The 15296-nt window shown below is 74.2% G+C and carries 7 protein-coding genes; all 7 read left to right on the forward strand.

Translation table 11 applies throughout. The annotated features are described in order from the left end of the window. The first annotated feature begins 162 nt into the window (after nt 1-162). The 7 genes from RM779_RS21500 (at nt 163) to RM779_RS21530 (ending at nt 15294) form a co-directional block, all read left to right on the forward strand. The gene (locus tag RM779_RS21500) at nt 163-7515 is read left to right on the forward strand and encodes a non-ribosomal peptide synthetase (protein ID WP_311619369.1); all 7353 of its coding nucleotides are present in this window, start codon (nt 163-165) and stop codon (nt 7513-7515) included. Between the two features lies 1 nt (nt 7516). Further along, complete coding sequence (locus RM779_RS21505; protein WP_311619370.1) at nt 7517-8740, forward strand: FAD-dependent monooxygenase; 1224 nt, start codon at nt 7517-7519, stop codon at nt 8738-8740. Continuing rightward, a complete protein-coding gene (locus RM779_RS21510) occupies nt 8737-9630 on the forward strand; it encodes an SDR family oxidoreductase (protein ID WP_311619371.1) in 894 nt (297 codons plus the stop codon). The genes RM779_RS21505 and RM779_RS21510 overlap by 4 nt, the downstream gene beginning before the upstream one ends. A 292-nt stretch (nt 9631-9922) precedes the next feature. Next, nucleotides 9923-11671, forward strand: a complete 1749-nt coding sequence (gene paaN, locus RM779_RS21515; RefSeq protein ID WP_311619372.1) for a phenylacetic acid degradation protein PaaN — start codon at nt 9923-9925, stop codon at nt 11669-11671. A 59-nt stretch (nt 11672-11730) separates the two neighbouring features. Beyond that, on the forward strand, nt 11731-12963 hold the full coding sequence (locus RM779_RS21520; protein ID WP_311619373.1) for a helix-turn-helix domain-containing protein: 1233 nt from the start codon (nt 11731-11733) through the stop codon (nt 12961-12963). A gap of 35 nt (nt 12964-12998) precedes the next feature. After that, nucleotides 12999-14456, forward strand: coding sequence for an NAD(P)/FAD-dependent oxidoreductase (locus RM779_RS21525; RefSeq protein ID WP_311619374.1), 1458 nt, complete (start codon nt 12999-13001; stop codon nt 14454-14456). Nucleotides 14457-14538: 82 nt separating this feature from the next. Then, a complete protein-coding gene (locus RM779_RS21530) occupies nt 14539-15294 on the forward strand; it encodes a tetratricopeptide repeat protein (protein WP_311619375.1) in 756 nt (251 codons plus the stop codon). Nucleotides 15295-15296 lie beyond the last annotated feature (2 nt).

Below are 15296 nucleotides of genomic sequence, written 5' to 3' on the forward strand. Positions count from 1 at the left end.
ACGAAGCGGCTCCGTCAAAAACGTGTATTCCGCGGACGACTACCTGAACGAGTAGTCGCGGTCTACTCGCATAGGCAGTGGTGCCGACGAGTGGAGGAATCGTAGAGTCAGTGCGAATCGGGCGCGCCGAATGAAGGTGCCCGCACTGACAAAGGAAGGCCGATGCTCGCTTCCCGCCGTTTCCCTCTGTCCTCCTACCAGCGCGACATCTGGGCCGCAGAAGCAGCGGTTCCGGACGATCCGCAGTTCAATGTGGTGCTGCACGACCGGCTGACGGGTGATGTCGACACGGACGCGCTGCGGGCCGCCCTCGAACGCGTGCTCAAAGCGAACGAAACGTTCTCCCTGCGGTTCGACGAGCAGGACGGTATTCCCTTTCAGTGGATCGGGGCCGCGGACCGCTCGCCGTGGGTGGAGTACCTCGACCACAGCGGGGCCGCGGACCCGGCGGCGGCCTGCGCCGAGTGGCGGGACCGGTCCCTCCAGCGGCCCTTCCCGCTGCGCAACGCGCGATTATTCGCAGCTGCGATCATTCGGGAGAGCGCGTCCACGGTGCACCTGCACCTCAACGCCCACCATCTCCTCGTCGACTCCTGGGCGTTGAACGAGGTCGCCCGGCAGGTGTGGGACGCGTACGGCGCGCTGACGGGCGGTGGCGCGGCCGGGTCGGAGCCGGCGGTGACGCGGGTGCCCGGCGTGGCCGCCCTGCTGGACGCAGACGCCGCCTACCGGGCGTCCGACGAGCCCGCGCGCGCCCGCGCGCACCACCGCGCGGCGCTCGACGGCGTGACGCCCGCGCTGTTCGGCCGCCGGGCGGCGCCCGCCGCGGGGCCCGCGCGCGGCCGGCACACGTTCACCGTCGAGGCGGACATCGTGCGGCGTGTCCGCCGCGCGGGCGGCTCGCCGTTCGCGTTCGTCGCCGCCGCGTTCGCCACCTATCTGGCGCGTGTCCACCGCGCCGGCGAGGTCGTGCTCGGCGTGCCGTTCCTCAACCGCCGCACGGCGGCGGAACGGCAGCTGGTCGGCCAGCTGGCGAACAACCTGCCGGTCCGGGTCGCCGTGCCCGCCGGTGCCTCGCTGCACGAGGTGGCCGCCGCCGTCCGCGGCAGCACGGCGGCGCTGCGGCCGCACGAACGGCTCGCGTTCGGCGACGTGCTGCGCGAACTGCCCGCCCCCGGCGCGCGCCGCCTCTTCGACGTCACGCTGTCCTACCTGCGCCATCCGCACCCCGCAGTGCCCGACGGGATCGAACGGGACACCGCCCTCATGGCGCCGGTGCACGCGGACGGGGTGCTCGCGGCGATGATCCACGCCTCCGACGACGACGCGGACCTGCGCATCGACCTGGACTACGCCCGCGACGTCTTCGACGAGGACCTGCCGATCACGGCCGTCGCCGGGCACCTGCTCGCGCTCCTCACCGGCGGCGCTGAGCAGCCGGGCCGCCCGGCGCTCGACCTGCCGATGCTCGACCCCGACGAGTACAAGGAGCTGACCGAGGTCAGGCAGGGCCCTGACACCTGGTACGCGGGCGACCGCACCGTCCACGGCCTCATCGCCGAGCAGGCGGCGCGCACGCCGGAGCGCATCGCTGTCCACGCGCCGGACGGCGGCTCCCTCACCTATGCCGAACTCGACGCGCGGGCCTCCAGCGTCGCCCGCGCCCTGCGGGTCCGCGGCGTCGGCGCGGGCGACCGCGTGGCCGTGCTGATGGAGCGCGGCCCGCAGCTGATCGTCGCGCTGCTCGGCGTGCTCAAGTCCTCCGGCGCCTACGTGCCCGTCGACCCCGGCTACCCGGCCGACCGCATCCGCTTCCTGCTCGACGACAGCCGCGCGAAGGCCGTACTGGTGGACGAACTCACCGCGCTCCCCGACGAAGGACCTGGAGGGCCAGAAGGACCGGGCGGTGGGCACGCCGCACGCGCCCTGCGCGTCGGCGACCTGACCGCGGACGCCGCAGGGGATGCCGCGCCGGACGCCGCCCTGGACGCCGCGGGCGACGGCTCGGCCACCGCCACCTCGCGGGACCTCGCCTACGTCATCTACACCTCGGGCTCCACCGGCCGCCCCAAGGGCGTCATGGTCGAGCACCACTCGGTGATCAACCGGCTGGCCTGGATGCAGAAGCGCTACCCGGTCGGCCAGGACGACGTCCTGCTCCAGAAGACGCCGATCTCCTTCGACGTGTCCGTCTGGGAGCTGTTCTGGTGGGCCATCGAGGGTGCGAGCCTCGCGCTGCTGCCCGCCGACGGGCGGCGCGACCCGCGCGACATCCTGCACGCCGTCGCCGAACGGCGCGTCACCACCCTGCACTTCGTGCCCTCGATGCTCGGCCCGTTCCTCGACCTGCTCGAATCCGACCCCGCGCTGGCGGCCGAGGCGGCGTCCCTGCGGCAGGTGTTCGCCAGCGGCGAGGCCCTGCCGGGCGCCCGCGTCGAGCAGTTCAACCGCGTCTTCGCCGCCCGCCCCGGTGGCCCGCCGCGGCTGGTCAACCTGTACGGGCCGACCGAGGCCACCGTCGACGTCTCCTTCTGGGACTGCCCGGCCGGGCCAGGACGGCCCGTGCCGCGGGTGCCGATCGGCCGGCCGATCGACAACACCCGTCTCTACGTGGTGGACGCGCGCGGCGGCCTCCAGCCGTCCGGTGTCCCGGGCGAGCTGTGCATCGGCGGTGTCGGCGTCGCCCGCGGCTACCTGGAACGTCCCGAGCTGACCGCGGAGAAGTTCACTTCCGACCCGTTCAGCCCCGGCGGGCGCCTGTACCGCACCGGCGACCTCGCCCGCTGGCTGGCCGACGGCACGCTCGAATACCTCGGCCGCATCGACGACCAGGTCAAGATCCGCGGCAACCGCGTGGAGATGGGCGAGGTGCAGAACCGGCTCGCCTCGGTGCCCGGCGTTCGCGACGCCGTCGTCGTCGACCGGCGGAGCGAACGGCGCGGCACCCACCTCGTCGGCTACTACGTCGCCGACGACGACCTGCCCGCCGACCGGCTCCGCGCCGAACTCGCCGCCACACTGCCCGAGTTCATGATCCCCACGCACTTCGTCCGGCTCGGCGCCATCCCGCTGACCCCCAACGGCAAGGCCGACCGCCGCGCCCTGCCGGACCCGGGCGCCGCGCCCGCCGCCGACTCGGAAGGCGCCGAGCCGGACGGCGCCGACGCGCCCGAGGGCGCCGTCCAGACCGCACTCGCCCGCATCTGGGCCGACGTGCTGGAGACCGGACCGGTCGGCGTGCACGCCAACTACTACGCGCTGGGCGGCGATTCCCTCACCCTGCTGCGCATCCGGGCCCTGGCCGAGCGGGAGGGCATCCGCTTCTCCCTCACCGACCTGATGCGCCACCCCACCGTCGCCGGGCTCGCCCGGCACGCCACGGCCGGGCCCGCGGGGCCCGCGGCGCACGCGGACCTGGGCCCGTTCGCGCTGGTCTCCGGCGTGGACCGGGCGCAGCTCGAAGGCCGCGAGGACGCGCACCCCCTCACCCGCCTCCAGCTCGGCCTGATCTACCACAGCCGCGCGGAGGAGGGCTCGGCCGTCTACCGCGACGTCTTCCAGTACTCCTTCGCGTTCGACTGGGACGAGGCGCGGTTCCGCCGCGCGTTCGGCCTGCTGGTGGCGCGGCACCCCGCCCTGCGTTCCTCGTTCCACCTCGGCGGCTTCTCCGAGCCGCTCCAGGTCGTCGACGCCCGCGTCGACGGCGGCCTGGGCATCACCGACCTGCGCGGCCACGACGAGCCGGCCGCCCTGGCGGCGATCCGCGCCCACGTCGACGAACGCCGCTACCACCGCTACGACGTCGAACGGCCGCCGCTGTACCGCTTCCAGGTGTTCCTGCGCCCGCGCACGGTCGAACTCGTGCTGAGCTTCCACCACGCGCTGCTCGACGGCGGCAGCGTCGCCAACCTCGTCAGCGAACTCCTCCAGGACTACCTGCACGGCCTCGGACTCGGCATCGGCCCGGTGCCCGGCACGGGGCTGCCCTCCGCCGCCCACCACGTGCTGGCCGAACGGGAGGCGCTCGGCTCCCAGGAGTCCCGCGACTACTGGCGCGAACGGCTCGCGGACGCGCCGCGGCTGCGGATCGAGGGCTTCCGCCAGCACGAGGCCCCCGCGGGCGAGGAGCAGATCACGCGCCTGGTCACCCTCGCCGACGACCTCACCGGACGCGTCCGCGACCTGGCCAGGGACCGCGCGCTGCCGGTCAAGTCGGTGCTGCTGGCCGCCCACTGCCTGACGCTGCGGCTGCTGACCGGCACCGCGGACGTCACCACGGGCCTGGTCAGCCACGGCCGCCCCGAGACGACGGGCGGCGAACGCGTCACCGGGCTGTTCCTCAACACCGTGCCGCTGCGCCTCGACACCGGCGCGGCGACCTGGGCGGAGGTGGCGCGCGCCGCGCTGCGCGAGGAGCAGGACGGCCACCCGCACCGCCGCTACCCGCTCAGCGCCATTCAGGAGGACAGCGGCGGCACCGTGCTGGAGACGGCGTTCAACTACATCCACTTCCGGCAGCTCGCGGCCGTTCTCACGCTGCCGGGCGCCCGGCTGCTCGACTTCACGACCTGGGAGGAGACCAACTTCCAGCTGCTGGTCAACGCGATGACCGACCCGGTGAGCGGGCGGGTGCGGCTGCGCATGGACTTCCACGGCGGCACCTTCACCGCCGCGCAGGCGGAGCTGTACGCGGACCGGTTCACCGCCGTCCTGCGCCGGATCGCCGAACACCCGGACGAGACACCGGACTTCACCTTCCTCGCGCCCGGCGGTCTGGCGCGGCCGCCGGTGGCGCTGCCCGCCGAGCCCGCCGCCGAGAACGTCGTGCGCGCCCTCGACGCGCGGATCGCGCGCACCCCGGAGGCGGTCGCGCTGGTCTCCGGCGGCACCCGCTGGACCTACGCGGAACTCGGCCGCGCCGCCGACCGGGTGGCCGGCGCGCTGCTCGCGCTCGGTGCCCGGCCCGGCGACCGCGTCGGCATCGCGATGGAACGCTCGCCCGAGACCGTCGCCGTCACCGTCGGCGTGCTCAAGGCCGGGGCCGCCGCCGTGCCGCTGGACATCGCCTACCCGGCGGAGCGGATCGCGATGATGGTCGAGCAGGCCCGTCCGTTCCGCGTCATCGCCCACGCCGCGCACACCGGCGCCCTGGGCGGCGCCGCGAACCCCCTGATCGCCGGCAAGCTGCTGATCGCCGAAAAGCTGCTGGATGGCGAGGAGTTGCTGGATGGCGAGGAGCTGCTGGACGGCGGAACGCCCGCGCCCGCCCCGCGGCCGCCCGCGCCCGATCCGGACCGCACCGCGTACGTGCTGTTCACCTCGGGCTCCACCGGGCGGCCCAAGGGCGTCGCGATGCCGCACCGTTCGCTCGCGCGGCTGGTCGCCTGGCAGAACCGCGTCCCCAGCGGCGTCACCGGCGGGGTCACCGCCCAGTTCGCGCCGCTCAGCTTCGACGTGTCCTTCCAGGAGATCTTCTCCACCCTCTGCGGCGGCGGCACGCTCGTCGTGCTCGGCGAGGAGGAACGGCGGGACATGCCGCGGCTGCTGCGCCTGCTGGACCGGGAGGGCGTGCAGCGGATCTGCCTGCCCTACGTCGCGCTCCAGCAGCTCGCCGAGACCGCGGTCGCCCTCGGCCTCGCGCCCCGGGCCCTGCGCGCGCTGCTGTCCTCGGGCGAACAGCTGCGCGTCACCGACGAGATACGCCGGCTGTGCGCCGCGCTGCCCGGCGTGCTGCTGGAAAACCAGTACGGGCCGACCGAATCGCACGTCGTCACCTCGTTCACGATGCGCGGCGACCCCGCGCGTTTCCCCGCGCTGCCGCCGATCGGCCGCCCCGTCGACGGCTCCGCCGTGCACGTTCTCGACGAGCGGCTGCGACCCGTGCCCGCCGGGGTCAGGGGCGAGCTGTACCTCGCGGGCGAGTGCCTGGCCGAGGGGTACGTGGGCCAGCCCGAGCTGACCGCGGAACGTTTCGTTCCGCACCCGGCGGGGCCGGCCGCCGGCCGCCTGTACCGCACCGGCGACCTCGGGTACGCGCTGCCGGACGGCGACGTGGTGTGCCTCGGGCGGGCCGACGCGCAGGTCAAGGTTCGCGGCTTCCGCGTGGAGCCGGCCGAGGTCGAACTGGCCATCACCCGCTTCGCGGCGCGGCACCCCGGCATCGCGGAGGCCGCCGTCGTCGCGCGCCGCCGGGAGGGCAACGACTCGTTCCTCGCGGCGTTCCTCGTCGGGGAACGCGACCAGGCCGACCTCACACTGCTGCGCAAGCAACTGCGGACCGTGCTGCCCGAGTACATGGTGCCCTCGCACGTCGAGTGGCTGGCCGCCCTGCCGCTGACCCCCAGCGGCAAACGGGACGACGCCGCGCTGCGCCGTGCCCCGCTGACCGCGGGCGGCGGCGGCGGTGGCGGCGGCGGGCGGGCGGGCGCCGCGCCGCGCGACACCTACGAACGGACGCTGGCCGGCATCCTCGCCGACCTGCTGGACGTGCCCTCGCTCGGCGTGCACGACAACATCTTCGACCTCGGCGGCACCTCCCTGACCGCGATGCGGCTCGTAGTGCTGATCGAGCAGCGCTACGGGATCAACGTGCCGCTGTCCGAGTTCGTGGCCGCGCCCACCGTCGCCGAACTCGCCGCCCTCCTCCGCGCGGGCGGCGCCACGACCGGCTTCGACCCGCTGGTGCCGATCCGGCCGCGCGGCTCGCGGCGGCCGGTCTTCTTCGTCCACCCGATGGGCGGCAACGTGCTGTGCTACGTCGGGCTCGCCAAACACCTGCACCCAGACCAGCCGTTCTACGCCCTCCAGGCCGCCGGCGCCGACCCGGGCACCGAACCGCTGCGCAGCGTCGAGGAGTTGGCCGCCCGCTACGTCGAGGCGATCCGCCGGGTGCAGCCGGCGGGCCCCTACGTGATCGGCGGCTGGTCGTTCGGCGGCTTCGTGGCGTTCGAGATGGCCAGGCAACTGCGGGCCGCGGGAGAGGACATCGCCCGGCTCGTGCTGCTCGACACCACCGCGCTGAACGAGGGGCGGCGGCTCGCCACCGACGACGAGGCGCTGCTCGGCTGGTTCTTCTGGGAGCTGCTGTGGCTGCGGCGCGGCGGCGACTCGCCGCTCGAACTGATCCCCGATCAGCTGACCACGCTGGACGAGAAGTTCGACTTCATCGCCGGGCTCGCGGCCGAGGAGGGCGTGCTCCCCGCGGGTGCCTCCGGGGCGGTCGTGCGGCGCCTGTTCCACGTGTACGAGGCCAACTGGCGGGCCGCGTTCGCCTACCGGCCCGACGTGCGGGACCAGGACATGGTGCTGATCCACGCCTCGGAGCCGCTGCCCGGCGTGCTGCACTCGATGCACACCGCGATCGGCAGCATGCACGCGGACCCGGCCAACGGCTGGCGGCAGCGCACCAGCGGCCGGCTCGACGTCGTCGACGTGCCGGGCGACCACCTCTCGATCATGGAGGAGCCGCACGTCGCGCACCTGGTCAAGACCGTCACCGAACTGATCGGACAGTGACATGAGCGACGCGACCACCACTCCCGAACGGCCGCGGCGGGCGCCGCGGAAGGCACCGCGGAAAGCACTCGTGATCGGCGCGGGCATCGGTGGCCTCACCGCCGCCGCGGCCCTGCGCAAGGCCGGTCTCGACGTCGAGGTGTACGAGCGGGCGGGCGAGCTGCGGGCGGCGGGCTCCGGCCTGTCGGTGATGAGCAACGCCATCGCCGCGCTCGACTCGCTCGGCCTCGGCATCGACCTGGCCGGGCGCGGACAACCGCTGGAGTCCTACCACGTCAGGACGCCACGGGGACGGCTGATCCGGGAGTTCCCCTTTCCCGAGATCATCGCCCGCATCGGCGCGCCCAGCGTCCTGATCACCCGCGCCGACCTGCAACAGGCGCTCCTGGAGGCCACCGAGGGCATCCCCATCATCACCGGCAGCACCGCCACCGCGTTCGAGTGGGACGAGACCGGTGCGGACGACGGCGGGGTGCGGGTCACCTTCGCCGACGGCAGTGAGGCGTACGGCGACGTTCTGATCGGCGCCGACGGCTTCCACTCGGCCGTGCGCAGGCAGCTGGTCGGCCCCGAGGACGCGCAGGACAGCGGCTACATCTGCTGGCTGGCCGTCGTTCCCTACGCGCACCCGAAGTTCGCGCCCGGCTCCGTCATCCACTACTGGGGCGCGGGCCGGCGCTTCGGTCTGGTCGACGTGGGCGGCGGGCGCGTGTACTGGTGGGGCACGAAGAACATGCCGGCCGAACGGTCCCGCAGCTGGAAGGGCGACCGCACCGAGATCCTCGCGACCTACGGCGGCTGGGCCGACGAGGTCAGGCACGCCATCGAGGTCACCCCTGACGACGCGGTGATCGCCGTGCCCTCGCAGGACCGGGCGTTCCTCGAACGCTGGGGCCGCGGCCCGGTGACGCTGCTCGGCGACGCCGCGCACCCCATGCTGACCAGCCTCGGGCAGGGCTGCTGCATGGCCATCGAGGACGCCGTGGTGCTCGGCCGGGCGCTGGCCGGCGCCGAGGACGTGCCGGCCGCGCTGCGCCACTACGAGGACCTGCGCCGCGAACGCACCCGCGGCATGGTCGCCGCCTCCCGCGGCATCAGCACGTTCGAGCAGTCGGAGACCCTGATCAGGCGGCCGGTGCGGGACGCGTACTTCCGGTTCATGCCGCAGCGCAAACTGACCCGCATGCTTCAGGACGCCCTGACCTTCCAGGACGTGGCCCTGTGAACGGCCGGCGACGGCGGGCAACGCCGGGGCACGGGCGGGCCGTTCTGGTGACGGGCGCCTCGTCCGGCCTCGGCCGGGTGTGTGCGCTGCGCCTCGCGGCGGGCGGGTTCCACGTGTTCGCCGGGGTGCGGCAGGAGACCGACGGGGACCGGCTGGCGCAGGCCGCGGCCCGCGGCCGCCTCACCCCGGTGCGGGTGGACGTGACCGACGAGAAGTCGGTCGCGGCCGCGGCCGAGCGGATCGGCGAGGAGACCGGCGAGGGGACCGGCGGGCGCGGCCTGTGGGGCCTGGTCAACAACGCGGGGATCTGCGTCTCCGCGCCCCTGGAGTGCGTGCCGCCGGCGCAGCTGCGCCGACAGCTGGACACCAACGTCGTCGGGCAACTCGCCGTCACCCAGGCGCTGCTGCCGCTGCTGCGGCGGGCGCGTGGCCGCGTCGTCAACGTCACCTCCGGGCTCGGCAGCGTCGCCATCCCGTTCCTCGGGGCGTACGCGTCGGCGCAGTTCGCGAAGGAGGCGCTGACGGACGTGCTGCGGCGCGAGCTGCGCCCGCACGGGGTGGCCGTCACCGTGGTGCAGCCGGGCGCCATCATGACGCCGATCTGGGGCAAGGTCTCCGATGTGGCGCGGGACGCCATGGCGGGGGCGCCCGGGCAGGTCGCGGCGCTGTACCGCGACAAGTTCGAGCAGTTCCTCGCCTACAACGAGCGGCAGGCCGAAGAGAGTCCGACCCGTCCGGAGGACTTCGCCCGGGTCGTCGGGCACGTCCTGACGGTGCGGCGGCCGAAGGCCCGCTACCGCGTGGGCGCGGACGCCCGCCGGGTGAGCGTACTCGCGCGGGTCCTGCCGGACGCGGCCCTCGACCGCTATTTGCGGTCGATAACCGAATGAGCGAATGAGCGAATGAGCGAATGAACGAATGAGCGAAGCGCACCGGGCAGCCGCGCCGGACCCTTGGTCCTGGCGCGGCTGCTGACCGGCCGTCCGGAACTGTTCTGCCCGGGCGCGGCGAATTTTGGCCATTGTGGCGGAGTCGCCGTGCATTAAAGGGCGAGGGGAACGATGCCGGGTGGCAAGGCCGACGTCAGTCGGCCGAAATTTGCTGTCCACTTGCGGGCGCCTAATCTATGCTGTCCCGGCGTTCATGGCCGGGCCCTTCCGACGCGCGACAAGGAGCAGGATCATGGTGGCGACACAGCAGCAGGAAGATCCCCACATATGGCGGGACTTGATTGCCAGGCACCGGCAGACGCTCGATAACGCACTGGAATCCGTCCGCACCCGCGTCAACTGGTCGCCCTATTCCGAAGATTACCGCACCTACGGGAAGAGCGGGAAGAACGGGGGAGCGGGCGACGAAGGCGAAACGCAGTTCCGGCGATTACTCGGCCGCCCGTGGGACGTGGCGCAGCCCGGCCGCGACGGGACCGTGGGCCCCGGCCCCGACGCGGGCGGCGAACGCTCCCCCTACGGCCCGGAACTCGGCATCTCCTACCCGCACTCCGACCCGGACGCGCTGCTGCCCGCGATGACCGCCGCCATTCCGGCCTGGCGCGACGCCGGACCCGAGGTCCGCGCCGCGGTGTGCGTGGAAATACTCCACCGCATCAATATGCGCAGCCCGGAATTCACTTACGCCGCGATGCACACGAGCGGGCACAATCCGGTGATGGCCTTCCACGCCGGCGCGGTGCACGCCCAGGACCGCGGCCTGGAGGCGGTCGCCCACGCCTACGCCGAGCAGACCCGCCTGCCCGCGGCGTTCCGGTGGCGCAAGCCGCTGGGCGACGGCACGGCGATCAACCTGGACAAGACGTTCACGGCCGTGCCGCTCGGCATCGCGCTCGTCGTCGCGGGCAGCGTCTTCCCCGCCTGGAACAGCTACGCCGGCCTGTTCGCCTCGCTGGCCACCGGCAACGCCGTCCTCGTCAAACCGCACCCGGCCGCCGTCCTGCCGCTCGCGCTCACCGTCTCGGTGGCCCGCGAGGCGCTGGGCGACGCGGGCTTCGCCCCCGACCTCGTCTGCCTCGCCGCGGAACACCCGGGCGAACGGCTGGCCGCCTCGCTCGCCACCCGCCCCGAGATCCGCATCGTCGACTACGCCGGCGGCCGGGACTTCGGCGACTGGCTCACCGGCAACGCCCGGCAGGCCCGCGTCCACACCGCCACCTCGGCCGTCAACACCCTCCTCGTCGAATCCACCGCCGACTACCGCGACATGCTCGCCAACCTGGCGTTTTCCGTCTCCCTCTACAGCGGCCAGCTGTGCACCAGCCCGCAGAACGTGCTGATCCCGCGCGCCGGTATCGCCACCGACGAGGGCCACAAGACCTACGACCAGGTCGTCGACGACCTCGGCGCCGCCCTCGGCGACCTGCTCGCCGACGACGCGGCGGCCGCCGCCGTCCTCGGCGCGCTCCTCGGGCCCGCGGTGCTGGCACGCGTCGAACGCGCCATGTCCGGCGCGCTCGGCAAGGTCGCCGCGCCCACCCGCGCCGTGCGGCACCCGGAGCACCCAGACGCCGTGATCCGCACCCCCGTTCTCGTGCGCCTCGACGCCGCCCGCCCGGCCGACCGCGCGACGCTCCTCAGCGAATGGCTCGGGCCCGTCGTGTTCGCCGTCGCCGTCGGCTCGCCCGCCGAGGGAATCGACCTGATGGCCCACACGAACCGCACCTGCGGCGCCCTTTCCGTCGGGGTCTACACGCGCAGCAGGGACGTGGAGGAAGCCGCGGAAAAAGCCTGCCTCGATACCGGGGTCATGCTGTCGGTCAACCTCATGGGGAACTGGTACATCTCGCAGTCCGCGGTCTACTCCGATCTCCACGGAACGGCACTCAACCCTGCCGCCAATTCGGTCCACTGCGATGCCGCATTCGTCGCCGGACGTTTCCGTTTCGTCGGTGTGCGCCGTTACGGCGGTGCCGCATGACCGTTTTTGCTGTCGTGGGCGAGACCCCAATTCGGGGGCGTCGGCGCGAAATGCAGCTGGTGCGCGAGATATTGGAGCACGGGCTGAACGCGGGCAGCGCCGTTCTCACGGTCGAGGGAATTCCCGGCATCGGCAAGACCCGGCTGCTGCGCGAGGCCGCCGCCGTCGCCGACCGCCTCGGCTACCGCTTCGCCCAGCACCGCGGCCCGGGGCCCGGGCCCCGCACCGGCAGGACCCACGCGCTGCTGTCCGGGCAGCTCGCCGGGCGGCCCCGGCAGGCGGAGGCGGCGGGCCGCCCCCTGCTCGTCGTCCTCGACACGCCCGACCGGCCCGACCACACGCCGCCGCCGCGCCGCCACCGCGCGCTCGGCGGGCGCGTGGTGTGGCTGATCGCCAGGCGCCCCGGCTGCCCGCGGCCGCTGCCCGCCGACGACCAGGGGCGCCGCGGCGAACGGCTCGTTCTCGGCCCGCTCGCCCACGCGGACGCGGTGCGGCTCGCCCAGGACACCCTCGGCGCGCCGCCGGGGCCCGCGCTGCGGCGGCTGCTCGAACGGGCGGGCGGCCACCCGCAGTTGCTCGTCGATCTGCTGGCCGGGCTGAAGGAGGAGGGCGGCCTGCACCGCGTCGCGGGCGAGGCGGACCTGTCGGGCCACCGGCTCCCGACGCGGCTGACCGCCCGCGTGGGCGCGGTGCTCGACCGGTATTCGAGCGGCTGCCGCCAGCTCCTGTGCATCGCCGCGATCCTCGGCGACGAAGTGGTCTACGAGGACCTGGCCGCGATGACCGCCACCTCCGTCTCCGCGCTGCTGCCCGCCATCGAGGAGGTCCGCGCCACCGGCTTCGTGCGCACCGAGGGCACCAGGACGGTCTTCCTCAACCCGCTGCTGCGGCAGCTGATCGCCGCCTCGATGCCGCCGACCCTGCGCACGGCCCTCATCCGGGAGGCGTCCGCGCTGCGCGCGGCCGCCCGCGAGCCGGCCGCGGGACGCGGCCCCGCCGCCCCGCCCCGGCCCGGCCGGGACACCGTTCCCGTGCACGTCCCCGCCCCCGTGCCGGGGCCGCCGGCGGCGCAGCCGGACGAGACCGACCTGAACCAGCGGCAGCAACTGCTGGTCGACCTCGTCGGCGAGGGCCTGACGAACCAGCAGATCGCCCGCAGGCTCGCCGTCTCCCACCACACCGTCAACTACCACCTCAGGAAGCTGTTCAAGGTCTTCGGCGTCAGCTCCCGCATCGACCTGCTGAACGCGGCCGAGCGGCAGCGGACCCCGGCGGGCGCCCGCCGCCCCTGACCCCGAAGCCCGCATCCGACCCCGGAGGCTGCCCCATGACCCGCATCGCCCTGGCCAGGACCTGGCCCGACGCCGACACCCCCGCCCCGGCGCGCCGCTCCGGCTGGCTCGCCGACGCCCTGCGCGACGAGCCAGCCGACGGCCGCACCCCGCCGCTGCTCGACGACACCCGCTGCGACGTGTGCGTCGTGGGCGGCGGGTTCACCGGCCTGTGGACGGCGCTCGACATCGTGCGCCGCGCCCCCGGCACCGACGTCGTTCTCATCGAGGCCGACATCTGCGGCGGCGGCGCCAGCGGCGCCAACGCGGGCTTCCTCATGCCGATGTGGGCCAGATTCAGCAGCCTGGTCGCCATCAGCGACCACGCCGAGGCCCGCCGCATCGGCACGGCCTCCGCCCGCGCCGTCGACGACATCCTGGACTTCGCCGGCACCCACGGCATCGACATCGGCCACCGCCGCGGCCCCTGGCTGTGGGCCGCGTCCACGCCCGCCCAGCGCGGCGCCTGGGAACGCACCCTCACCGACCTGCACCGCGCGGGCATCCGGCCGCTGCACCAGATATCCGGCGCCGAGGCGCGCCGCGCCGTCGGCACCGCACAGCACTTCGGCGGCGTCGTCGACCCCGGCTGCGCCACCATCCAGCCCGCCCGGCTCGCCCGCGGCCTGCGCCGCGCCGCCCTCGACGCGGGCGTGCGCATCCACGAACACACCCCGCTGCTCGCGCTGCGCGCCGCGGACGGCACCACCGAGGCCCGCACCGCCTACGGCAGCATCCGCGCCGAACGGACCGTGCTCGCCATCAACGCCTGGGCCGGGCAGCTGGAGGACCTCGGCCGCCGCATGGTGACCGTGGCCAGCGACACCCTGCTCACCGAGCCCGCCCCCGAACGGCTGAAGGCCATCGGCTGGGACGACGACACGTCCGTATGCGACTCCCGCCGCCGCCTGAACTACTACCGCACCACCCCCGACGGGCGGCTGCTGTTCGGCAAGGGCGGCGCGGGCGTCGCCCCCGGGCACGCCGGGCCGAGCACCCTGTGGGGGCCGCCGCTGCGCATGGGCGAGCTGCGGCAGCAACTGGCGCGCCTCTTCCCGCGGCTGGCCCAGGTGCCCGTGGCCCACGCGTGGACGGCGCCGGTGGAGTACTCCGTCACCTCGCTGCCGTTCGCCGGCTGGCTCCGCTCCGTGCCCGGCGTCGCCTACGGCACCGGCTACTCAGGCGACGGCATCGGCCCCGCCCGGCTGATGGCGCGGGTGCTGTCCTCGCTCGCCCTCGGCGTGACCGACGAGTGGTCGCGTTCGGCGTTCGCCCGCACCCCGGGCGGCCGCATCCCCACCGAGCCGCTCCGCTACCCGGGCACCCGCCTGCTGCTCCCCGCGATGCGCGCGGTCGAACGCCGCGAGGACCGCGGGCGCAAGATCCCGGCCCCGGTGAAACGGCTGCTCACCCCCGACCCGTCCCTCTTCAGGACCCGCACCCGGGCCGGCTGACCCCCCGTGGTGACGCGCGGGCCCCCGCGGTGGCACCCTGGAGCCGGCAGCCGCCGCCGACAGCCGAGGGAGATTCCCCACCATGCAGTTCGGACGCCGGAAGCAGCAGCGCGGGCAGGAGCCGGAGCAGGCCGCGCCCCCCGAGGAGATCGCCGAACGCGAACACGCCGTCGGCCGGCTGCTCGAAGCCGGGCTCCACGAGGACGCCGCCCCGCTGATGCGTGAACTCCTCGCGGACTACGAACGCCACCTCGGGCACCGGCACCCCACCACCATCTCCCTCTACGACGCGCTCGGCCACACCCTCTACCAGCTGCGGCGGCTGCCCGAGGCGGAGGACATGCACCGGGAGGCGTACCAGCGCAGCACCGTCGTCGAGGGGCCAGACCACGCCAGGACCCTCACCTACGCGCACAACCTGGGCGCCGCGCTCGTCATCGGCGAGGAGACGGAACAGGGCATCACCCTGCTCACGCGGACGCTGGAACGCCGCGAGGCGCTCCTCGGCGCCGACCACCGCGACTCCCTGGACACCGCGGCGGTCCTGGGCGCCGTGCTGTTCTCCACCGGGGACCACGTCCGCGGCCACGAGCTGCTGGAACGCACCTGGACCCGTTACGCGGCGAGCCTCGGCCCCGACGACCTCCAGACCCTCGCCGCCGCCGGGAACCTGGCGGCGGCCCGCCACGCCGTGGGGCGTACCCGCGACGCGGCGCAGCTCCTCGCCGAGGTGGTGCAGGGCTACGCCCGGGTCCTGGGGCCCGACCACGAGCTCACCCTGCACACCAGGTCGCGCCTGGACACGATGACCAGGGCCGCCGGGCTCCGCCCGGACTGAGT

Source organism: Streptomyces johnsoniae (assembly GCF_031845565.1).
Taxonomy (GTDB): Bacteria; Actinomycetota; Actinomycetes; order Streptomycetales; family Streptomycetaceae; genus Streptomyces; species Streptomyces johnsoniae.